We start from the raw sequence: 21,759 nt of genomic DNA on the forward strand, positions 1-21,759 counted from the left end.
TCACGGACTCCCCAAGCTCGCCGACCGGCGACCTGCACAAACACCAGGAACAAGCGAATCGAACCGAAGGGGTGCAGTGTGAAGCCAACGTTTTGTCGGTCGGATTGGCCTTGCGGGCCAGGCCCAAATTGATCCCCAGATCCAGGCAGGCCTCGCGCAGCGCCTCAGACAGGTTCACCTTGGCGTGGTCGACCAGGATCTGCTCCGGCCAGATCACCGGCCGGGCCGCGGCCAGCTCCAGCCGCTCCTCCAGATCGACCTCGCGGGTGATGGGCAGGCGCAGCATCCGGTAGGCCAGCGCCTGCTTCCAGCCGGGCCGCATCGGCTCCGGGGTGACCGCTTCGTTGAGCAGCATCACCACGTCAACCGCGCGGGTGTCGCCGACCGTCATCCGCCAGGCCAGCAGCGTCCGGGTCGCGACGTCGATCGCCAGCACGAGATGCACCTTATGGGTGACGTCACCGATCGGGTCGTAGGCGATCACGTCCAGCGGAGTGGCGTCGATCATCACCACCTGGCCCGGCCGCACCGCCTCCTCCGCCCGGTAGGACCGCTGCGGCCTCGCCGCCGCGCTGCGCCGCGACGGAGCACGGCCGAAGGTGTACTGACCCGGCAACAACTGCTCGACATAGCGGGCGATGGTCGAACTCGAGGGCAGCTTCACCACGCCCGGCCCGTGCTCGGCGTCCAGCCGATCCTGCAGCCGCCGATAGAACCGGTTCAAACCGCCGGTGGAGTCCTCCCGTTCCCCGACCCGATGCTGGGCGAGAACCGCGTCCAGCACGCGCTGGTCGGCGCGGGCCAGCGGATCTTGTGCATCGGCGCCGCGCCCGTCAACCAGCCCTTCACCTTTCGCAGCGCGGTAACGCCGCAGTTTGCGCCACAACGTGGCCTGGCTCACTCCCAGCTCAGTCGCCTTGGCCTCCAGACGATCAGTCAGGTTCGGCACCAGGGCGGGATTGTATGGCGGGCGCGGCTCCCCAGGTTGTGCCCGTTCCGGATCCCCGCTCCGGTAGCCCTTCCACATCTCGTTCAAGTGCGCTTCGAGGTCTCGCAATGCTGTTGCCTTATCGTCAGACAGAGCATCCAGCAACGCCCCTGCGTCGACGACAGAAGAGACTGACTCGGTCGGGCTCTCGCTGATCAGTCGGAACCCGGGCGCCGCCATCAAGGCCGCGATGTAGATGGCTGTCCACTCCCCGTCGGCTGACCGCAGGTGAATTTCGCCGCCTCCCTGGCCGACCATCTGATGGCGTTGGCCGTTGAACCACACCCATGAGCCCTTGGCCAGCCTCCGACCGGGCGTCTGGCTGTCTTCGCTCACTGCCGTGCCCCGGTGCTGCTGCTCACCACGGCGAGTTGAACCAGGCTGGTGTCCTCCAGCGGTCGGGTGAGATCCACTGTCAGTTCGCCTGTCCAGCACAGGTGCAGCACGACCGCGCGGGCCACCAAGGGTTCGGCGGTGAAGCTGACCAGCCGTCCCAGCGGCACCGGCTCTCTGGCCAGGGCAAGCAACTGCGCGCGGTAGTCGCTCACCCCGACCATCTCGCGGCGATAGCCCGCCAGCGCCAGCACGTTGATTGTGCGCTGCCGCCCGGGCGGCTCGCCGACCAGCTCATAACCCCATCCCGCCACCGCGCAGCAGGCCGCGACCCGCTCAGCGGTCGCCCTTACTTTCGCGTCGTTCAACCGGCCGGGGTTTTTGACCTCCATTACCGTCGCCGAGCCGTCCACCCGGCGGACGAACAGGTCCGGCGTGGCCTTCCATGCGCCGCGATTGTCCACGCCGGACAGCTGCATCGGCTGGCCGGAGAAGCCGGTCACCTCCGGGTCGAAGTCCAGCATCGTCATCCAGACGCTCTCCAGATACGACTCGCACTCGATCATCCGGTTCGTCGTGGACGACCAGTGTGTGCTCGGCGTGTGCGCCTGATCAGCGCGGTGCGGGATCCGCCGGATCGCGCCGCAATGCTCGAACGCCACCTCGGCCGCAACGTCCAGCGGAAGCTGCTCCTCCTGCCCGTCCGGATGTAGAAAGCGGACCCGAACGCTGCGTAACTGCAGGTCGGCGGCCTTCATCACGCCTCCCGAGACCATAAGAAGTGGCTGCTCGCATCCACTCAGAGCATCGGCACGGCGAGCAGGAACGTGTGACGAAGGTCGCGTTAGCGCTCCATGGTCGACTTCGTCATCATTTCTCGGGCAACGACCTCAAGCGAAGATCGGTGGCCTCGCACTATCGATCCACACCTCTTCTCGCCTCGCTCACTGTCGGCGAGCCTGTCCGCCGAGCACGGCATCCAAGGCTGCGGTGAAGGCCGACGGCAGAGCCACCATCGTCAGCAGATCTGGCCGCCGCTCCTTCCACCGAATCCGCGCGGCGGCAGCCAGCGGCATCAACCGCGCCACCAGCTCCGACTCGCTTTCCGCCGCAGCCACCTCTATAGCCACCGCCAGCAGCCCCGCAGCCACCAGCGCCGTCCGCGGAGCCATCCCGAAACGGCCCACGGGCCCCGCCCGGTTCCACCGCTGTCCACCAGCTTCTGCGGCCAGTGCGCCTTGACCGTCCAAAGGCGCATCCAACAACGGGAGAACCTCCGGCATCCCAAGCCGGACCAGCATCGCTGTCGCTTTCAGGGCCGCGAACCACTGACCGGCGCTCACCTCCTGATCAGCGGTCAGCGCCGACCGGCGATGGGTCGCCACCTCAAGCACGAGTTGTTGCTGATCAGCGAGTTTGCTACTCACCGAGCTCGTGCTGATCTGCGGGATCGGCTGATCACATACGGTCCCACTGAGAAGCGCGCCGCACTGCAACGGAGCCGGCATCCGTGCGCGAGACAGACGCGCAGGCTGGCCGGCGGGACCTCGTCGCACGGCAACGTGGCATCTCGGGCAAAGATCCACCAGCAGCATCCGATGCTCGGGACAAACCGCGGCCCAGCCGAGCTTCCACCAGGCCAACCACACTCCCCCTGAAGCCCTCAGACATGTCGGGCATACGCGACTGCCGAAGAACTGCACCCACTCACGGCCCTCGGCCCGGCGCACCGACTCCTTGTCGCCCACGCGCACACTTGCCAGATCCAGGACCGAGCCGTCGAACATCTCCAGATGCATCCCACGCACGACCTCGGAGCTCACGCCTGTAGCAGCCTCGATCGCCCTGCACGTCTCCGGCATCGTGACGATGCCGTACGCCAGCGATCGGACGTCACTCGACGCGTGTACATCCAGCCCCAACGCCTCGGCCATCGTCCACGGTGGGCATCCATTCCGTACCGCCATCCGATCGATCCAGGAGGCAAACGATTCACCCGGCCGCGGCTCGGCCACCAGTGCCAGGCGTCGCGGGACGCCAACTGTCATTTCGAGGTCTCACTATCAGGTCAACTGTCAAGAACCGTGCCGAACTGTCAGGTTGAGGGACGCTAGACATCTGGGAGTCTCACCACCAGACACCGCCAGAGAAGATCGTAAACGTCAATACAATATTGACATGCCTAAGCGCGCACAGCCCCGGGTCAGCAAAACCGCAGGTCAAGAGGCCATTGAGCGGATCGTACAACGTCGGAGAGAAGTACGCGACCCCCAGCTCGCGGCGCTGGAAGGCGACGATCCACTCGAACATCCGCTGGCCGTGATTCGGCATGTCCTGACTTACCGGAGAGTGCCGGATTGGGTCACGTCGAACGACGTACTTGATGCGCTGTGGATCCTTGGCTACGTACGCCTTTACTGTCCGCATCGTCCTGATGAGGTCGAGCGTCTCGAGTACGAACTGCTGGAGCTTGGGTGCGCCATGCAGATTGCGATGATTCGCATGGCAGAGCCGCTCAACCTGCGTAGCAGGCAGGCAGTGGAGCACCGATTGCTTCGACATCGGGCGTCGCGGCTGGGGCTCGGACGGAGCGAGCGGCTCGAACGAGCACATCGTTTGTCGAAGGCGCCGACCCAGAGCAACTCCGCCGAAGCACGCTGGTACGACCGCCATGCGCTGCCGTTGTGGGAGACGGCCGGTCAGTTGGTGGCCTCGCGCTCTCAGTTCGACCACCTCATCGACGATGAACTGGTGGAGGCCCTCCTGGGCCTGCGGCGAGCGGTGAGAGAGATGCAGTGGCCGCTGTCGCCAGCCTGCTACTCCACGCTACGCGAGATTGGCTGGTGGGTGAAGGAGATCGTGGACTCCCTGGAGGAGGCTCGCTATGCGGCATTTCGTGAGCAGCTGGGAGAGTTGCATTCCGTGGCTGCCGCACTTGCCGCCGGGCATCATCGTGCACGGTTCGGCGACACGTGAGGGTACGTCGCGGGATCACGTGGGGGGGCGATGAGCATGCGGAAAGGAGTTTGCAGGGTTTGGCATCGGCTGCTGGCGGCAGATGCCTGACCCTCTGAGAGGGTAGGGCGAATGAAACCTATCCGGGATGTGCACCAGACTGAGAGAGTGACTGACGCGATGGCGGAACGACGTGCGCCTGTCCATCGGGGTGCCATGCAGGGCAGCGGGTGCGGGCGTCGCCAACGGGCCGTGACGCACGGAGCCAGAGGATTGCCCAGCTCGAGCGCCGCTCCTCAGCAACGCCGTACGACGGCATGGTGGGGCTCATTTCATCATCCGATATCGGAGATATGTGGCAGCCTGCCAGCTCGTTGATGCCTGACCCTTAATCTGGCTAACCCCGCGAGTCCGTCCGCCAACCCACTGACGATCTTGACTTCATGCATGGCCCGTAATGCGTCGGATGAGCGGAACCAGGACATGGCCGAGGCCGTAGGCCCTGTGGCCGCAAGCGGGCCGAGCGGAGACGCCATCCTCACCGAGAGGGACTGGACGGCAACCGCTGTACGCCTGGCTGATCGCATTCAAGGTCCACGGCCCCAATCGCAGACAACTACTTGGCTCGTAAGCTCCCCCACCATTCGCCTACGCCAACGGCGGCTGTGACGCGGTTCTGGCCGCTGGATGAGATCGTCCGGCCGATACAGCCGGCCTCGCGACCTCATTAGTCGCTCCCCCATTCCCGCATGGAGCCTCCAGCGACGGCCGGCAGACATTCCCCTGCCATCGCATCAAGAGTGAGAGCCCCACACGACCAACCCGATGGGATCCTGCCTCTAGGCTGTGACCCCCTCGCTCTACGGGGCTGTAGGGCCTCTTAGAGCGACGCAGCCCCTTCTCCGGTATTACCTATCCAGGTGGACGCTGATTGGCCCTTGATTGCGTTTCCGCAGTTCAAAGAGCGTTACCTGCGAGTAACTTAAAGGAATACATGGGCGACGACTCCCGGGCAGTGCGTTTGCCGGATGCCTGCCCTCGACTTGCCACTCAAGTCGTTGAGATCACCCTAAAGCGACGCCTCCATGCGGCGCGATCGCCTGTCTTCTGCAGTGCCCAGATAGTCAAAAAGTGGCCGTGACCTGCGGTTTCACAATTGCACTTACAGTAAGACATAGAGCAAGACAACCCATGCGGATACCTGGCGGGCGACACGAGCGGCACGCAACATGCATGTCCCCATGCTTTGTCGCTCGGCAGTAGATCGATGCAAGTCACTGTTGGCCGCGCCTACGAACCGGGTCTGCAGCAAGCACTACAGCAGAGGAAACCGCGTTCGCCATCAAGCTACTCCGGATCCGCCGCAATGCCGGGTTTCACGCTGGAAGACCTTCACGGTGGGGGCGCTACGAACGTGCTCCTGTCCGTGCATGCACGTGCTAAGAGCGACTAGTTGGGCATCTTCGCCTGCCGCGTGGTTCGCAGGTTTCAGCGCGTGCGCCTCCACGGGCTAGTGTCCTCGCTAAGATCGGCCACGGCACGGATGGAGCGCCATCCGCTTAGCCATGGATGGAGTCGCCATTCTCAGAAAGAACAAACAACATGCCACCGCTCCCAGAGAAGTGCTCGGCAGCAGGCTCGTCCCCTCAGCGGCACCCATGTTCGAAAGTTCATATACGTTGTGCCACAGAACGGCACGTGAGGGGATTCCTCGATCCACAGGGGTTGCCACTTGTGGTACGACAGGGACGGCAGATCATTGATACACCACCGAAACATGAGAGGCTACGTGACATGTCACAGCCATCGGGCGCGCTCTCCTTGGCGCTGGTGTCCACATCCTGGGCCCGTGATGGGCTAGAGCAGAGGGAGAAGCGCAAGCAACAGGACTTGGAAAATGAAGACGCACGCATCAAGGTCGTCGCCTTCGCCAACGGCAAGGGGGGTGTCGGCAAGTCTTCGATGGCAGCTGCTTTCTCCGCTGCAGCTGCCCGCGCCGGATTGCGAACCCTGCTGATCGAACTGGACCAGCAGGGCAACAATGCCGAGGACCTGGGGTTCGTCGCTAACAAGCAACTAGCGGACGACGGCGCCGCCCAGGCCAGGATGATCCTCGAAGGGGCCAAGCTCCAGCCGACAGGCACTCCCCGCAAGAACTTGGACGTCCTGCCCGGTGGAGAGCTCCTGGAGGACGTTAGCGAAGAGCTCTACTGCCAGCGACGGCTCGCCCGGCACACCGGGGATCACTCCTGGCTTGGCATGTACGCCGCGGCCATCGAGCAGGTCTACGAGGACTATGACCTCATCGTCCTGGACGTGGCGCCTGGCTCGAAGGTTCTGCAGTTGCAGGCTCTCGTTGCGGCCGACGTCGTGATCATTCCCTCGAAGTCTGACCCTTCTTCGCGAAAGGGCCTGCGTCTTGTAGCACGGCGTTTCCGTGAGGCACACGCGCACAATCAGGACCTCACCTTGCTTGGCGTGGTGCTGTTTGCCACCAACAGCTCAGCAACTCGGGTGAAGCAGGGGATCCGGGATCAACTGCAGGAGGACCTGGCTGACAATGCGCCGGTCTTCAAGACCGCAATTCGGCATGTCGAGGCTGTTGCCGTCAAATGTCGCACCCTGGGCAAGGTGCCCGAAGAGCTGGCGGCCGAGCTGGATTTGGATCCTTCCCTCCAGAAGAGTGCCGCGCAGCTGGCCCAGGACTACCGAAGCCTGACCATGGAGATCCTCACCGCAATCCACGAACTGCGGGAGCAACTCAATGCCGCTGACGAGCCGGACGAGCTGGGAGCGTCGGCATGAACGCGCCTGTCAACAATGATCCGCTGCCGGAAGCTGACGAGCTGTCCGCGTTCGCCACAGCGTTGGGGTCCAACAGAACGCGTCGCCGTCAGGTAAAACGGGTGCCCACGCCGAGCGAGCGGACGGATGCTCCTTCTCCAGGCGGCGCAAGTGCCGGTCCTGGCCGGCAGGGAGCGGCCGACCAGGGCAGGGCGTCTGCGGAGGAGCTCGCCCTGCCCCAGTCAGCGACCGCCGATTCGGAGGCGGCTCCTGTGGGCGTCGTGTCACCCGTCATGCCCGATTCGCCCGCGGCCCCACCTGAACCGGTCGCTCCTACGACTGGCATCGCTGCTGCGGCTGTGGTTGTGGCAGACCCGTCAGCGGCAGAGGCTGCCCCTAGGGTGGGCCATCCTCAGCCACAGGAGGAGGCTCGCGAGCAGGCAGCGGCGCCAGCGGACCTCCAGCCGGACATGGTCGGGGAAGCGCCGTTGTCTGAGCGTGCCAACGCTACTGAGACCACGCCTTCGCCTGTGGCACCCACCGCTGCTGCGGGGACGCAGGCCGAAGAGCAGCAGGTCCGGACGTCTGCAGCGCAGTCGACTCCCGTGACCGGTAAAGACTCCACTCAAGTTGATCAGCCTGCGGAGTCGGTGTCCGAAGTTAGTAAGGCTCTGAGCCAAGCGAAATCCGGTCGAGACGAGCCATTGGATGGGAGCATAGCCGGGACCGCGCCGGCAAGGAGGCCGCGTCGTTCTCCTGTTGGTGCTGCCTCTGGCTACTTCCAGCCGCGGCCTGCTGAGCTTCCCGCTCCGGTCAAAGCGCGACTCGCGGAGTTGCCGCCCAACTACCTTCGCCTTTATCAGAGCTTCAGCGACGCTATCAATCCGGCCGTGGACAGCGCTGGGCGAACTGTACGACTCAATGCCAGCCTCGCCTCACGTCTGAACAAGCAGGCTGTGGCAGACAAGAGACGGCTGGCTGGTGGGAGACGTCGCCCTGCTCTGGCCCCCAGTCACTACATTGACGCTGCTCTACGACAGGCGCGTCAGCAACCCATCGATGTGCTCGTCAAGATGGGACACAGCTTCAAGGTTCGGCATTCGCATGAAGACCTGCCGAGGAACAACACCTTCTCTCTCACGTTGGAAGTGGATGAGTGGATCGAAGACCTCAAGGATGAGCTGAGCGTAGTTGACGCGTACAGGGGGATGCTCGGGCATATTCTCAACGCGTGCATCGAGGCGTTCCTCGATGGCTTGGAGCATGACATCGACAATTCAGCCTGACTGGTGAGAAATCCATCAGCAGGCTTTGCCGCAGAGGTCGAGGGTCCGCCGGGCTTCATAGACGAGGCCTGAGAGGGATCCCCGCCAGATACAGGGGGCACCCCTTCTCGAATACGTCCATGACTCCGAGGGATCGCAGGTTTCAATCAGAGCCTCTGCTTTTGGGCGAGTTCGGCCTATCTGACCATGCTTTACAAAGGGTGGCCGGGCTTTCCCTGTGCCCTTCACAGCCCCCGCGGCCTCCGAGCCTGCGTGGCTCGGGCATCGTCGGCCCAGTCACGTCATCTGGAACATCAGAGGCATGCCGTCACTTGAGGGGCGGGAAGACCCGCCCCTCGTTATGGACCTCATGCTTTCGTCTCTGCACTCGATCGACGCCAGGGATACCGGCGGCTGCCAGCATGGAGAGTTCCACTTTCTAATGGTCAGGGAGTGTCGACGCGTTGACCCACGCCAGTCGCGCATCGCGTCGAAGCTGGTGACGCAAGGCACAAGTGCACGAGCGGCATTACAGCAGCACACAATCAACCTGCGGCGAAACCGAGCAGGGTGTCGTCGGCAAGGTTGGGCACCTCGGCACGGCGGGCTCTGACGATGGTTTGTTCTGCCTGCCGGTATTCCTGGTTGCGGCCCCGCAGTCGTCTCCGAGTGAACTCGGGGATCAGCGTCTTCTCGGCGAAGACGTCTAGCTTGTGCAGGTAGACCTTCGACAAGATCGGGCATGTGACGCCGCCTCGCGGACCCCGCTCAGTGTCGCGTTCTACTTCCAGTCCTCTGGGGGTGGCGGTGCGGTTGTGCCGACCTCGGGCGCGACCGACCATGTGCCAGCGGGCCGCCGCCATCAGGGATGTTGTTGAGCTACTTGATGTCCACGGGCACCAGGTCGCCGGGCGCGGCGTGCTCTTGATCACGGTGGCTGGTGGGATGCCGAATCTCTTGTATTCATTGCCGAAGAGTCCAGCCGAGATGTTGAGAGCGTCGATGCTGCCACTGGTCACATATCGCGTGGCGGTCTCAACGGTTGCCTGGGGGATGGGCCGCGCGCATCCATACCTTGCATGCCTCATGACTGCCGCAACCCAGCTCGGGGATGACCGCGTCTACGGCGATCTGTCGCCCTGGCGGAAGCGTGGCGCGCAGGACCTGGGACGTGTCGGTGACGAACCGAACGATCTCATCGGGACTGTCTGGCCCGCGTAGCCCCAGATCGTAAGCGATCTTGACACCGATGACGCCGGGCTGGCTGGCGTACAGGTTGAGCCGGTCGGCTGCCTTCTGGAGTTCGTTACGTCGCTCCGGCGCTGGCGAGACGGTTTGGGCAGCGAGCGCGTTTGTCGGGGTGCGAAGGTCATCGCGTGCCTGCTCCAGGCGTCGACAAGGTCGGTTTCCAACCAGACTCGCAAGCTTCGCTCTTTGGCCTGGAGGAGGGCCTGACCAACAGGGTCATCGTCGGCGATGGTCGGTCTCGGTGAGGTGTTCGGCGTCGGGGCAGACGAGGCCGTGGGGGAGGAGGTCGACGAGGTGGTGTTGGGGGTGTCGGCCACGGCTGCGTCAGTCGGCTCGGCTGGGCCGGAGGTGGGTGTGGATTGCGAGGACGAGGGGTCGGGCTGCGGTTGGCCGTCTGGCTCGACACCGATCGGTGTGGCGAGTGAACCCAGCCAGTCCCCCGGTACCACGACGACAGACGTTGAGCGCGGCACGATCGTCTCACTGGCCAACTCCAACCCCGATTCAACCCGCGGATGGGCAGTCAGCACGTGTGTGGAGTCGGTCCGTGCCCCCGGGCCAGCAGTCGTGGAGTAGCTCGACTGCGGCCGCCCATTCCAGCACCGTGTCTAGGATTTGCTGCTCGGCGGCCGCCCTTTGATGAGCCTCCGCGGAACTCGCTGAGCCAGGGAGAAGTCGGAATCTGGGATCCGTCAGTTCGTGGCTCAGGGTGTACTGCGCCACAAGCGATGGGCGCTCGGACCGCCGCCGGTGCGGTTTGCCTGTCGGACAGCCCTCGGCAAACTGCAGCACAAACACAGAGGGGGCCAAGCGGGCGTCCGGTGAAAGCGCTGACAGGGATGCGATCAGACTCCTCCGGCACAAGCAACACCAAAGCCCTACTCTCAACAACATCACAAAAGATGTGGGCTCATGATCACATGTGTGATCATGAGCCCACATCGTCTTTGATCAATTCGTCAACAGGCCGCGTGATCGAGCGGCGCTACGGCCCCCTGGGTGAGGAGATTCAGCGGACGCCCCCGCCTAGGGGCACGAAAATGAAGATTGCCGATGCAACTTCGCCGATGCGCTGCACGTCATCCGCCACGTTGGTCTCTGGTTCGCGCGGGTTGTAGGCGACGCTGACACGGAGCAGGTTCCGGCGGGTGCGCAGAGCGTCCCAAACCGCGTTGGAGCGGCCGCCACTGTCAGTCAGGCGCCAGGTCTGTCCGTTGAAGGACTGCTTCCACGTCCACAGCACGATGTGATCAGCGCCCCGGTCCAGAGGAGTGTCCACACGTTCACGGACCAGCTTCTTGGCGTCGATACACGGCTGTTCGGATTCCCGGCAATTCTCGGCGGTCTTGAGGGGGCTCGTCTCGCCGTCGTGGGCTAGGCCGATTTCCCGCGAGCCGATAAACAGCCCGGGCATCTTGGTCTTCCAGGCCAACAGCCGTAGTTGCGTCCATACGTTGTTGATGGCATCGGCGGGCTGAATCTTAAAGGGCTCGTATTCCTTGCCGAAGGGTACAGGCGATACGTTGACAGCATCGATATCCCCGCTGAGCACAAATCGCTCCACGACGGCTCGTGTCAGCAGCGGGTGGGCCTTGCGCATCGCGGCAACGCACGCCTGGTGGAAACCGCACCCCAGTTCCGAGATGACAACGTCCACGGCGAGGCGGCGACCGGCCGGAATTGTGGCCCGGAGCACCTGCGAGGTCTCGCTGACGAAGCGGGCGATCTCATCGGCGGTGTTGAACCCGCGTAGCCCAAGGTCGTATGCAAACTTGACGCCAACGACGCCGGGCTGGTTGGCGTAGAGCTTGAGTCGTTCGGCTGCCGCCTTGAGCTGCGAGGGGCCGGCCTTCCAGGCGTTGACGAGATCGCTTTCCAGCCAGACGCGCAGGTTTCGCTGCTTGGCTTGGAGGAGCGCCTGGCGGACGGGTTCGTCGGCTGCGATCGTTGGACTCGGAGAGCTGCTCGGCGTGGCGGTAGGCGAGGTGGCGGGGGAGGGCTGCGACGAGGTGGTGCTGGAGGTGTCGGGCAGGGCTTGGCTGGGCGGCTCGAAGGTGTCTGGTGGGGGTGCGGCTTGCGTGGATGGTGGGGCGGGCTGCGGTTGGCCGTCCGGCTCGACACCGATCGGTGTGGCGACGACCGGCCCCGCGTCGGCGCAGGCGAAGTGCGGGTTGACCTTGCAGACGTTCCCCGGCGGGCTGGCTGAAGCACCCGTGCGATCCACGCAGTGGTATTTGCGATCGCTCGGGTTGTAGTGGCACACGAGTCTTTCGACGCACCCCTTTACCGGTTTGGTGGTGGCGAGGTGGGACTTGCCCTTGTCACGGCAGAAGAAGTAGACGGATGGGTGGCTATCGCCCTTGCTGGTGGCCGAGATTGTCGGAGTGCCAGCCTGGTTGCCTGGCACAAGTCCGCTGCCTTGTACGCCGGTGAGGTTGTTGAGACACTCCTGGTAGGCCTTGCTGCCTGGGTCGTCCCAGACGGCGCAGACGGCTTCGTTGTCGGCGTTGCTGTCTGGGCTGGCGATGGCCAGTCCGACCGAGCTGAGGACAGCAGCGGTCACTAACGTAACGAGGATGATCCATCCTCGTTTCCCTATGAGGGTGCGAACGCGTTCCATTCATGTGCTCCAGGTGGAGGTTGGTCGTGGACGTCCGCCGTTTTGGGGCGGGCAGGGTGTCATGGCCTGCGGGCGGGAGACGATTCCGCGGGGTATGACGCGGGATGGGAAGCTGCTAAGCCGAGTCGTGCGGCCGCTCATTTGAGGCCACGGGAGGACGTGCCGCTGGGGCTGCAGTTGCTCCAGTAACCGCCGCCTGTGACGGTGGAGGAAGTGACCCAGTACCCCTTGTCCTGGGTGATCTCCCAGGACACGGTCAGGGTGAGGGTGCCCCTCGCCGTGGTTGTGCCATCGGCGCTGTTGGTGCCGTTCCAGGAGATGGTGATGGTCTCGGACGCTGTACGGCTGGTGCCGGCACAGCCTGGTTCGGACCGGGGAGCGTTAACGGTGAAAGAGCCGTTGGGCGACACTTCGATGTGGCTGGTGTCGGTGGCTACCCACGTTCCGCTCCCAGGGGAGATGTTCACGCTGAAGGAGCCACTGCGGCTGGTGCCGAGGCTGATGGAGCTGTCGGACAGGCGGGCAGCAGGGGCGGGAGGCCGTAGCCGGTCGGAGGGTGGACTCGCGCTGGCAGAGGGATGGTCCTCCGGATCGGCGGCCAGCTCGTTGCTGGGCTCGATTTGCTCGACGATCATCCGGTGCTCGGTGGTGGCCCTGGAAGTGGGTCTAGCCGTCGGCTTGGTCGTCGGGCGCCGGTCAGTAGGCTTTGCGGGGCCTGCGGTTGGTGTACCCGAAGGCTTGGCCACTGGCGCGCGCGTACGCTGGGCCTGGCCGGTGGGCAGGGGCGGAGTCGGCGTGTCGAAAGGAAGCGGCCCCAGGTCGATCCGCGGACCTTGCTGGGCGGCGTCAGTGGTTGGTACCGCACGTGGCGCGAAGGGGTTGAACAGCAGCACAGCGCAGATCAGACCGACCATAGCGAGGGCGGCAGGGAGACCGGCCCGCCGCAGCCGGCCAGGCCGCGGGCTGACCCGATCTGGCCCGTGGGGGAGATCTTCACCTTCATGCGCAGGTGGTGCGCCGGTGCGGCGGTGCCGGGCTAATCCTGGGGGGACCGCGCGCGGGTGAGGTGCTGCGTGGCTGTCTCGGGCTCGGTGTGGGACATCCGCAGGCGCGATGGCTGGGTCGGTTTCGTGGGGGACGGGGTCGAGGCGCCTAGACATGTGTGCGACCTCCTCACGCTCCCTGACAGTTGAAGAAACTATGAGTAAATAGCGAAGTCAAATCTAACGATGGTCGATTACGAGCAGCCATGCGCCTACGGAAATGTGGGGCACATTGTAGCCGTTTCGTGATCACATTCAGGCAGTGAGTGCCGAAGCAATGTCCACAGCTTGTGAACGGCTAAATCCCTCCCATACGAGGACATTGGGCGCACCTACAACAGGGCAGTGACCAGCATCAAGCCAAGGTTCAATTGGCCCCGGGAGGATCACAAGTGGTGATGTGGAGGCACTAATGCAGTAACGAAAGGCAGGGCGAATCTCTACTCTCTGCCTCTGTTCGCGGCCGCCAGTCAAGGCCAATGGCTCTTCTCGATATTGATCACGCCTCTGCCCGGTTGCGCCACGGTGGTCGCGTCTCCGCCTACTGCGCGCAAGCCTTGGAGCAGGCTGGGAGGCTTGGCTACCCGCTTACGTTCGCTTCACGCCGACTCGGGATGCAGGAGAGCCTGGCTGGGCGGGTGGAGTCGGCGGCCGTCCCGGCGGCGGCCTACTGTGTGGCGCGGGAGGATCTCCACCCTGGGGGAGTGGTGCCGCGTGCGGTCCGGCTTGGATTGTCACTCATGCTGTGGTGCGCAGTCCGACGGGGTTACACCCAGCGTGTTAGCGGTACGGCGTCCTTCCACTACCGGGAGGGCTGCGGGCACGCCATGGCGTTCTTCGTGGATGCGGCCGATGAGCTTCGCCATGGCGACGCTTAGGTGCAGGCAGCCGGTCGGGCGTTGGCCTCGCTCAGGTTCCGCAACGGGCCCTACCGACTGTTGGTCGTCGGCCGACGCCGGCCCCGGCGCGCCGAACTGCTTGCCTGGCGATCTCGTCGGGAGATCAGCCGTGCGGGGCTGATCGCTGACCCGGGCGTGGGTGGCGCGGATGGCGGCGCGATTCGCGGTTCATCGGCGTTCAGAATTCAGGTAGCAAGGGGATAGGGGTTATCCGCCAGGCGGGGGCGGCGCCTCAGTTGGACCCGTCTGCCAAGGTTCGTTGTCCTGCTCGCTGGCCGGCGGCGGCGGAGCGTCAGTGGGCCCTATGGGGGCCACGGCGTCCTTGGGCGGCTTGGGCCGGGTGGTGTGGCTCGCCTTGACCGAGGGCTTGGGTGTGGGTTTCGGTGTCGGCTGGGACGTCTTGGTCCTCACCTGCGTCGGCTTGGTGGTGGGTGAGGCCGAGGGTTTGCGGCTGGGCTTGGGTGTGACGATGGGGTGTGTCGGCTCGGCTTCGGGCAGCGGGGGCGGTGAGTCCAGGCTGGACTGGCCGGGCGGGGACAAGGCGGCCGTGGCAGGGGCGGCGGGAGGATCGTCACTCTTGCCGGCCGTGGACCAGATCCCCACCAGCAGCGCCACGCCGCCGGCTGCCGCGCCCGCAGTCAGCGCCAGCGGGACTCGGCGCCGTCGGCGACGGCCGGTCAGGTCGTCCCACGAGTCCTCGGCCTCGTCATCCTCGTCGTCGTCATCCTTGTCACGGTCGTCGGACCAGAACTCGCGATCCTCCGAGGTGCGGGCCAAGAAACCGAGCTCAACCTCGTCATCACTCCGCTCGCCCGTGAGCGGGCGTCGGCGTCCCGACTCCTCGCCCTCGTGTGGGGTGTGCGGCCATGGCGGCCCGGATTCGATCGGCTCGGTGCTGGGGTGCCGCCCTGACAGATGGGTCAGCGCCATAGGCCCCGTCAGCGGTGGCGGGTTGGCATGACGCTCGTGCTGATCGTCCCGCATATCGGCCGAGCATAGAAACAAGCCACCTCATAAAGCAAGAAATAACCCTGACTCAGGGTAAACCTTCGAGTAATGACATCTGGGAGGCTGGCGACGGCTCTCGGCATCGGCACGCGGAACCGTCCGGTACCTTGCTCCCGCGCGGACCGTGCGAGCTGCGAGGGCGTCGGGCACATGCTTTCCGCCTCAGCTCGCCGGACGGAGGTCAGGCCCCGCCCGGCGATTCCCGGGCGGCGGCCGCCTGGACCCGAGCCACCTCCTCCACAAGAGCCCGGTGCTGATCAGGATTGGCGGATGCTTGCCCAATCGCCTCGGCGATGAGAGGGACGGCCAGCACCTCCCTAGGAAGCATGCGATCCACCGTGTAGGTATCGCATTCGCCCTCTCCTGGTTTGGTGGAGGACTCCCGCCAGGCAGGGCCGGCGATGTAGGCCAGGCCAGCCCCCTCATCCAGTGGCACGTGGTGGTCCTCGCCGAGGACCCGTGTCATCGCTTCCAAGAACTCGCCGTCGGGAGCGTCCTGGGTGAGCATCGCCAGAGCGTCATCGAGATCGCCGGTCCTGATGATTTCTTCCCACATGGTTCTCCTTCCTGGCCGTGGCTGCCTCGCGGCGTCCGCATCACGCTCACGAGGCGCGCAAACGATCGTCTCCAATCGTGAATGCGCGTCACCAGATGCTATTCGTCCCTAGTTCATCGAGATGTGCACGTGGTCGTGGTGGTTCTCGGTGATGGAGCCGCGGTCGTTCATCGGCCGCCAGCCCTCATCGGCCCTGTCCGTGGACCAGATCCGCTGCTTCCAAATGATGTAAAGCACACCGAGGGCGTCGGCGTTGGCTTGTGCCCAGGCCGCGATGGCGTCCCCACGGGCCAGCTCGCCGGCCGAGGGCATGCGCCCGCCGCGCGACAGCATGAAGTCGCAGGCTCGGCCCCGCGGGTGCTCGCCGCCATCCTCGAGGGATCGGTAGCAGCCGATGCCGTAGGGCACGCCGAACTGCTGCTTGATCAGGTCGCGGATGCGGCGGGTGCGCGGGGTGAGCTTGTCCGGGCCGCCCTGCTGCTCAGGCGCGAAGTTCTGACGGTTCTTCGTTGTCGCGCCCGCGCTGGCCGCCCGCCGGTAGCGCTCGGCTTGGGCGAGCACATCGTCCACGTAGGCCCAGGAGTGGTTGTAGGCGTATAAGGCGCGACGCACGTCGGAGACGACACCGGAGGCGCACAGGTACTTGACCGCGCCGTAGATGGCGTCGGCGGCGTTGTAGACATCTGCCCAGCCGTCGCCGTCCCCGTCGGCGGCGTAGCCGTGGAACGGCGTTCCTATTTTGATCTTTGCAGCGCCGCCCCAGGTGGAGATCAGGAACTGCATCGGTCCGGCGGCTCCTGCGGCGTTGGTGCCGCTCTTGACGCCGGGCAGAGTTGAGCGGCCGTGGTCGGTTTCGATCTTGCCCACCGCGGCGGCCAGCGACCAATGCAGCCCCGGACAGGTGCGGGAGGCGGCGATGTAGAGCCGCAGTATCTCTGTGGGGATGTCGGCGACGTCGACCGGGTCCTGCGCGCCGCCGAACGTCGGCTGGTCGCCGACTCCGGCTGAGGCCGCTTCCTTGGACGCGAGCAGCAGAAGGAGCGGCAGGCCAGCAATGACCACGGCGAGCGTCGCCGCGATGACCACAAGACTTCGCATGTCGCCGCGTTTCCTTAATGCCCTGTCGCCAAAGCTTGTCAAATCTGGTTAATCTGTCTGTCAAGTTTCTAATGTGGCGGAATGGCCTAAAGGGATGCAAGGGTGCGATCGTCAAAGCAGGGACAGCCAGCAGTTCGGTGGACCTTGATCGGTGCCCACGGCGGCGCAGGTACCAGCACGGTCGCCGACCTGCTCAACCATCGTCGTGCGCACCCTGCTGCGTTCGAGTTCGACGGGACCGTGCCCGAGGGGCACCGCCCGGCCCTGGTCGTCAAAGCCACCGCGGAAGGCGCCGACCACGCAGCTCGCATGGTTGCCTCCTGGCCGCGGCATCTGCCACGTCCCGCGCTGATCATCGTGGCCGACGCGCCTTTGCCCATGCCACGCCTGGCCCGCTTCCGGCTCCGCGCCATCAGCGGTGAGGTCGCCGTGACCGTGCGCGTGCCGTTCTTGATCGCGTTACGTCAGCTCGACCGGCAGACGGCACTGCAAGCCGGCGGCCGCGTCACCCGGACCGCCCGCACGCTGCAGCGGGCGCTGCTTGCGAAGGGCCTCAACCCGTGACCGTTCACCTGGTGCAGATGCTTCACGACACACTCGCCTCAACCGTCGACCAGCTCGGCGCAGTCCTGCCTCCTCCCACTCCCACCCCGTCCGGCAGCAACGCGGTCTCCGGCGTCGGCGGCGGATCGGGCAATACCGGCGGCGGATTCCAGCTTCCCGACCCTCCACCGGCTGCGCCGACCGGACTGACCGACTATTTCAGCAGGTTCCTCGGTGCGGGAAAGTGGATCACCGGTGCTGTCGCGGCACTGTCGCTCACGGGGATCGCGGTCAAGATGACTCTCGGGAAGTCCAACCGCCACCACCTGGCCGCCGACGGCGCCGCTTCGGTCCCCTGGGTCTTGGTGGGACTCATGCTGGCGATGACAGCCGTGAGCATCGTGGGCTTCGTCGTACCGGCCGGGAGCGGGAACTGACATGCCCTCTTCCCACGACCTCGACCAGCTGGCGCGTCGCCGCCTGCGTGGTGCCTTCCTCGGGGGAATCGTGGTGGCGGTCATCGTGGCGGCCGCGGTGGTGAGCCTGCTGCATCGGGAGCCGTCGGGGACAAGTCTGACCGCGGCCGCCAGCCCCGCTGTGGTTACGACCGGCGCCAGCACCACGCCGTCCATGCCGCCCACAGCCAGCGATCCGTCCGGCTACGTCCGTCCTGATCGCTGGGTCGAACTGCCCGAGCCCACCGCCACGCAGGCCGAGCGGTACCCGGTGCGCTTCCCGCACCGCCCGGCGGGCGCTGCTGCTGCCGCCGCCGCGCTCTACCAAGCGTCGTGGACGCTGGACGCAGCCCACGCGGCCAAGGCTGTCCAGGTCTACATCGACCCCGCTGATCGCGCCGCCACCCGGGAAGAAGCGGTGCAGGGAGCGGGATGGTTTCGCCGCCAACTCGGCTTCGACACCGAAGCCGCCCTCCCGCCGGAGGCCAGCATTCTCGTCCAGCCGACCGGTGTGCGCTGGACGAGCCGCGACAGCGACAACATCATCGTCAACCTCAACCTCCAGGTCGACCTGATGGCCAGCCGGGAACAACCGGTGACCAACACCTCCGGCGCGGTGACGGTGCACATGCGCTGGCATCCCGAGATCCGCGGCGGCGACTGGCTCGCGGTGCGTACCCCCGCCGACCAGATGCCGGCGCTGCGCTACGCCGAACCAGGCAGCGCCGAGTTCAACCTGCTCGGCTGGTCCGCCATCCGCCCGGCGAAGGCGAGATGAGCATGCACCGCCCCTGGCCAGCGCCGCCCCACCTCAGCCGCCTCATCAGCGGGGTGGCACTGGCACTCCTACTGACCGCCGGACTCGGACCGGCCGCCACCGCCTCGGCACGCCCCGCTCTGCCGGCGACGGCCATGGCGACGGGTCTGCCGGGGGAGTCGACGCCGCCCCCGAAACCCACCCGGTCAACCGCGCCGCAGAACCCGTGCAAGGCCCTGGGCCCCCAGATCCTGCGACCGGACTGCGTGCTCAGCAACGTGGGCGACCGAGCGGCCGAAACCGCCGCCAAGGCCTTGGACAAGTCGTTGCTCACCCCGCTGACCGCGCTCGTGATGGCGGCGGCGCGGACCCTTCTGGACATCTTCCTGCGGATGTGGCTGTCGTTCACCAGCTTCGACTTGGAGCAGCAGGGCGCGATGCGCCTGTACGGCATGACCCTGTCGATCGGCATGATGATCGCCGTCTTGCTGCTGCTCTGGCAGGCCATCCGCACCATGATCCAGGGCCGGGGGATGCCTCTTCTGGAGGCCCTGCAAGGGCTGGTCGTCACTGGCCTGGTTGCCTTGTGCGGCGTCGCGGTGACCGGCGGCGTGATGCGCACCTCCGACCTGCTGTCGGAGTGGATCCTGGGGGACCTGTCGCGCAATGGGCTGGTCAACCGGGAAATCACCGCGATGATCACCTCGACCGGGTTGCCCGCGTGGCTGACCATCCAGCTGGCGTCCCTGTTGATCCTGGTCTTGGTTATCCAGATGATCGTGCTGTGGCTGCGCAACGCCACGGTCCCGATCCTGGCCCTGATGCTGCCGATCGCGGCAGCCGGCAGCATCGGCACCAACGCCACCCGCGCCTGGCTTCCCAAGACGATCACTGCCATTCTGACGGTCGCCGCCTACAAGCCCATCGTCTCCTTGATCATCGTCGCCGCGGTGGCCCAGTTCCGAGATTCCACCGAGATCTCGGGCCTGCTGTACGCGCTGATCATGTTCGTGCTGGCGGTGATCGCCATGCCAGCGCTTGTGAAGATCTTCGCGCCGTTGGGGATGGCCGCGGCTGGCGGCGGCGCGGGGTCGTGGCTGAGCCAGGTTGCGTGGATGGCCGCCTCCAGAGCGGGCGGCGGGGGCGGCGAGGCCGCCGACGGCGGCGGTGCTGGTCCGGCGCGCACGTCGGTGGTCGAGCAGGAACAGCGGATGCAGCAGATCAGGCAAACAGACCCTCAGTCCGATGGCGAGCAACGCAATCCTGCGGTCCCATCGCCCGACGGTCCCACGCCCGGCAGCCCAGGAGGCACAGGACCGGGAACGCCTGTACAGCCCGCAGAGGGCGACAGCACGAAGGCGCCCTCGCCGGCCGCCGGGCCTGAATCGCCGACAGGAGGAGATCCCAGCCTCGGCGTTGGCGCCGGTCAAAAGAGCGCGACCCAGGCGGTCGACACGGCGGGTTCGACAGGCTCGACGGCCCTGGGCCCGGGCACGGCCGCAGCGGGCCCTTACGGAGCTGTGGCAGGCGCCGTCGTCGAGACGGGCGAGCACCTCGGCCAGGCCGCCGCCGGGCATGTGGCCAGCGCTGGCCAGGCCGGTGAGCACCAGGCCGGTGAGCCCTCCGAAGCGCCAGGGACACACCCGCTCGAGCGGGCCGAACGCGACAGCGGGGGAGCCGGCGGGGACCGCCCGACCGTCGTCGACCGAAACTACGGGTGAGGTGAAGCAGGCTGATGAGCAGCACCACCACGGATCTGCACACCTACGGCGGCTGGCGGCGTTCACGCAGCCTGGGCCTGGGCTCACTGGACACCCGTCAGACCGTCATGCTGCTGTTGGGGGTGCTGGTGCCGTTGCTGGCCGGCGTCCTGCTCGGCGTGCGGGCAGCCGTGATCTTGGCTCCTGCCGGGCTGATCACGGCGCTGCTGGCGGTGGCCCGCCGCGGCGGCGTCCTCGTCATGGACGCCGGCTTGGCCTGGCTGCGGTGGCGCTGGGCGGACTGGCGCACCCGCACCATCGTCCTAGGTCAGATGGTCACCCCCATGCCGGAACGCTGGGACCTTCCGGGCGTGCTGGCTCCGACCCGGCTGCTGGACGTCGCCGATCCCGGCAGAGGCCGCATCGGCGTGGTGTGGAACCAGCGAAGCGGGCACATGACGGCCACGCTGCTGCTGTCACCGTCCGGCGCCTTGCTGGCCGATCCGGCCACCGTCAACCGGCAGGTGGCCAACTGGGGGCATTTGCTGGCCACGCTCGCTGACGATGTCACCATCCAGCACGCAGCGGTGACCGTGGAACTGGTCCCAGAGCCTGGAACGCAGCTCGCCGATCACGTCCAGACACGGCTGGCCACCGATGCGCCCGCGCTGGCCCAGCAGGTGATCAGCGAGCTGACCGCGATGGCGCCGCGCGCCTCAGCACAAGTCCGCGCCAGACTCTCACTGACTTGCGATCCGTCCGTCGGCACCACCTCACCACGCGACGTGGACCGGGCCGTCGCCGAGGTGCTGCGCAGCCTGGGCGGCCTGGCCATCTCGGCGGCCGGAGCCGAGATCCTGCGCCGGGCCAGCGCAACTGACCTGATCCGCATCATTCGCACCGCCTACGACGTCGACGCCGAACCCGTCTCGACCGGGTGGGAGAAACTGCGCTGGGCCGACGCACGTCCCGAGCACGCCCGCGAACGGTATGACCACTACCAGCACGAGGGCTCCTATTCGATGTCGTGGGTCCTGCTGGAGGCGCCCCGCCAGCGCGTGGCCCACGACGTGCTGCTCAGCCTGCTCAGCCCCGGCCAGTACCGGCGCCGCGTCACGCTGACCTACCGGACGCTGCCCCGCGACGTCGCCGGCGCCCTGCTGGAACAAGAAGTCAACGCCGCCGCGGTGCGCGAGGAGTACAAGCGGCGCACCCGCCGCGATCCCACCGCCCGCGACCGAGCCGACGCCAACCGCGCCGCCCGGGCCGCGATCGAAGAGGCCCACGGCGCCGGCCTGGTCCAATGGAGCCTGTACGTGACGACGACCGCGCCCAGCCGCGCCGAGCTCGCCCAGGCTCGCCGCGAGGTCGAACAGGCCGCCGGGCACGCCCGGCTCAAGCTCCGCCTGGCCTACGGCGGCCAGGCCGCCGCCTTCGCCTCCGGGCTTCCGTGCGGGGTGTATCCCGGTGACCGCTGACCCGCGCCGCACGCGCCGCCCCCGCACAC

16 protein-coding genes and 1 pseudogene are annotated in these 21,759 nt (G+C 66.1%); 8 read left to right on the top strand and 9 right to left on the bottom strand.

The window, feature by feature from the left end; genetic code table 11:
• From ACIBVN_RS55515 to ACIBVN_RS55525, 3 genes and pseudogenes are all read right to left on the bottom strand, one after another.
• Positions 1–1,324, bottom strand: a pseudogene (locus ACIBVN_RS55515) (hypothetical protein); the annotation flags it as partial.
• Entirely contained in the window at positions 1,321–2,079 is a 759-nt protein-coding gene (locus ACIBVN_RS55520; RefSeq protein ID WP_397150138.1) for a TnsA-like heteromeric transposase endonuclease subunit, read from the bottom strand. The gene ACIBVN_RS55520 and the pseudogene ACIBVN_RS55515, both read right to left, overlap by 4 nt.
• 186 nt (positions 2,080–2,265) lie before the next feature.
• Entirely contained in the window at positions 2,266–3,369 is a 1,104-nt protein-coding gene (locus ACIBVN_RS55525; protein WP_397150140.1) for a TniQ family protein, read from the bottom strand.
• Between the two features lie 130 nt (positions 3,370–3,499).
• Between ACIBVN_RS55525 and ACIBVN_RS55530 the strand changes: the two genes are divergently transcribed.
• The 3 genes from ACIBVN_RS55530 to ACIBVN_RS55540 all read left to right on the top strand — a co-directional run bounded on the left by ACIBVN_RS55530 (position 3,500) and on the right by ACIBVN_RS55540 (position 8,346).
• Positions 3,500–4,297, top strand: a complete 798-nt coding sequence (locus ACIBVN_RS55530; protein ID WP_397150142.1) for a hypothetical protein — start codon at positions 3,500–3,502, stop codon at positions 4,295–4,297.
• Between the two features lie 1,773 nt (positions 4,298–6,070).
• The gene (locus ACIBVN_RS55535; RefSeq protein WP_397150144.1) at positions 6,071–7,081 is read left to right on the top strand and encodes a ParA family protein; all 1,011 of its coding nucleotides are present in this window, start codon (positions 6,071–6,073) and stop codon (positions 7,079–7,081) included.
• A 584-nt stretch (positions 7,082–7,665) separates the two neighbouring features.
• Positions 7,666–8,346: a hypothetical protein gene (locus ACIBVN_RS55540; RefSeq protein WP_397150146.1), complete on the top strand. Its 681-nt coding sequence runs from the start codon at positions 7,666–7,668 to the stop codon at positions 8,344–8,346.
• A gap of 524 nt (positions 8,347–8,870) precedes the next feature.
• On the opposite strand, the gene ACIBVN_RS55545 is transcribed toward ACIBVN_RS55540, so the two are convergent.
• From ACIBVN_RS55545 to ACIBVN_RS55570, 6 genes are all read right to left on the bottom strand, one after another.
• A complete protein-coding gene (locus ACIBVN_RS55545) occupies positions 8,871–9,059 on the bottom strand; it encodes a hypothetical protein (protein ID WP_397150148.1) in 189 nt (62 codons plus the stop codon).
• A 1,523-nt stretch (positions 9,060–10,582) separates the two neighbouring features.
• Complete coding sequence (locus ACIBVN_RS55550) at positions 10,583–12,193, bottom strand: hypothetical protein (protein WP_397150149.1); 1,611 nt, start codon at positions 12,191–12,193, stop codon at positions 10,583–10,585.
• A gap of 137 nt (positions 12,194–12,330) precedes the next feature.
• Positions 12,331–12,828, bottom strand: coding sequence for a hypothetical protein (locus ACIBVN_RS55555; protein ID WP_397150151.1), 498 nt, complete (start codon positions 12,826–12,828; stop codon positions 12,331–12,333).
• 1,514 nt (positions 12,829–14,342) lie between these two features.
• Complete coding sequence (locus tag ACIBVN_RS55560) at positions 14,343–15,119, bottom strand: hypothetical protein (RefSeq protein WP_397150153.1); 777 nt, start codon at positions 15,117–15,119, stop codon at positions 14,343–14,345.
• Positions 15,120–15,324: 205 nt separating this feature from the next.
• Positions 15,325–15,699, bottom strand: a complete 375-nt coding sequence (locus ACIBVN_RS55565) for a hypothetical protein (protein ID WP_397150154.1) — start codon at positions 15,697–15,699, stop codon at positions 15,325–15,327.
• Positions 15,700–15,807: 108 nt separating this feature from the next.
• Positions 15,808–16,797, bottom strand: coding sequence for a lytic transglycosylase domain-containing protein (locus ACIBVN_RS55570; RefSeq protein WP_397150156.1), 990 nt, complete (start codon positions 16,795–16,797; stop codon positions 15,808–15,810).
• A gap of 144 nt (positions 16,798–16,941) precedes the next feature.
• On the opposite strand from ACIBVN_RS55570, the gene ACIBVN_RS55575 reads away from it, so the two are divergent.
• The 5 genes from ACIBVN_RS55575 to ACIBVN_RS55595 all read left to right on the top strand — a co-directional run bounded on the left by ACIBVN_RS55575 (position 16,942) and on the right by ACIBVN_RS55595 (position 21,730).
• Complete coding sequence (locus tag ACIBVN_RS55575; protein WP_397150158.1) at positions 16,942–17,361, top strand: hypothetical protein; 420 nt, start codon at positions 16,942–16,944, stop codon at positions 17,359–17,361.
• A gap of 17 nt (positions 17,362–17,378) precedes the next feature.
• Positions 17,379–17,777 (top strand): hypothetical protein, encoded by a 399-nt coding sequence (locus ACIBVN_RS55580; RefSeq protein WP_397150160.1) that lies wholly within the window; start codon positions 17,379–17,381, stop codon positions 17,775–17,777.
• Between the two features lies 1 nt (position 17,778).
• Positions 17,779–18,573, top strand: coding sequence for a hypothetical protein (locus ACIBVN_RS55585; protein ID WP_397150162.1), 795 nt, complete (start codon positions 17,779–17,781; stop codon positions 18,571–18,573).
• Positions 18,574–18,818: 245 nt separating this feature from the next.
• Entirely contained in the window at positions 18,819–20,273 is a 1,455-nt protein-coding gene (locus tag ACIBVN_RS55590; protein WP_397150164.1) for a hypothetical protein, read from the top strand.
• A gap of 14 nt (positions 20,274–20,287) precedes the next feature.
• Entirely contained in the window at positions 20,288–21,730 is a 1,443-nt protein-coding gene (locus tag ACIBVN_RS55595) for an SCO6880 family protein (protein ID WP_397150166.1), read from the top strand.
• Positions 21,731–21,759: the final 29 nt, after the last annotated feature.

It is taken from the genome of Nonomuraea sp. NPDC049400, assembly GCF_044466425.1.
Classification (GTDB): domain Bacteria; phylum Actinomycetota; class Actinomycetes; order Streptosporangiales; family Streptosporangiaceae; genus Nonomuraea.

Excerpts from the sequence above, each read along its gene's own strand:
- ACIBVN_RS55525 (WP_397150140.1), bottom strand. The coding sequence starts at position 3,369 with ATGACAGTTGGCGTCCCGCGACGCCTGGCACTGGTGGCCGAGCCGCGG.
- ACIBVN_RS55550 (WP_397150149.1), bottom strand. The coding sequence starts at position 12,193 with ATGGAACGCGTTCGCACCCTCATAGGGAAACGAGGATGGATCATCCTC.
- ACIBVN_RS55565 (WP_397150154.1), bottom strand. The coding sequence starts at position 15,699 with ATGTGGGAAGAAATCATCAGGACCGGCGATCTCGATGACGCTCTGGCG.
- ACIBVN_RS55580 (WP_397150160.1), top strand. The coding sequence starts at position 17,379 with ATGCTTCACGACACACTCGCCTCAACCGTCGACCAGCTCGGCGCAGTC.
- ACIBVN_RS55535 (WP_397150144.1), top strand. The coding sequence starts at position 6,071 with ATGTCACAGCCATCGGGCGCGCTCTCCTTGGCGCTGGTGTCCACATCC.
- ACIBVN_RS55530 (WP_397150142.1), top strand. The coding sequence starts at position 3,500 with ATGCCTAAGCGCGCACAGCCCCGGGTCAGCAAAACCGCAGGTCAAGAG.
- ACIBVN_RS55520 (WP_397150138.1), bottom strand. The coding sequence starts at position 2,079 with ATGAAGGCCGCCGACCTGCAGTTACGCAGCGTTCGGGTCCGCTTTCTA.
- ACIBVN_RS55585 (WP_397150162.1), top strand. The coding sequence starts at position 17,779 with ATGCCCTCTTCCCACGACCTCGACCAGCTGGCGCGTCGCCGCCTGCGT.
- ACIBVN_RS55560 (WP_397150153.1), bottom strand. The coding sequence starts at position 15,119 with ATGCGGGACGATCAGCACGAGCGTCATGCCAACCCGCCACCGCTGACG.
- ACIBVN_RS55555 (WP_397150151.1), bottom strand. The coding sequence starts at position 12,828 with ATGATCGTCGAGCAAATCGAGCCCAGCAACGAGCTGGCCGCCGATCCG.
- ACIBVN_RS55570 (WP_397150156.1), bottom strand. The coding sequence starts at position 16,797 with ATGCGAAGTCTTGTGGTCATCGCGGCGACGCTCGCCGTGGTCATTGCT.
- ACIBVN_RS55595 (WP_397150166.1), top strand. The coding sequence starts at position 20,288 with ATGAGCAGCACCACCACGGATCTGCACACCTACGGCGGCTGGCGGCGT.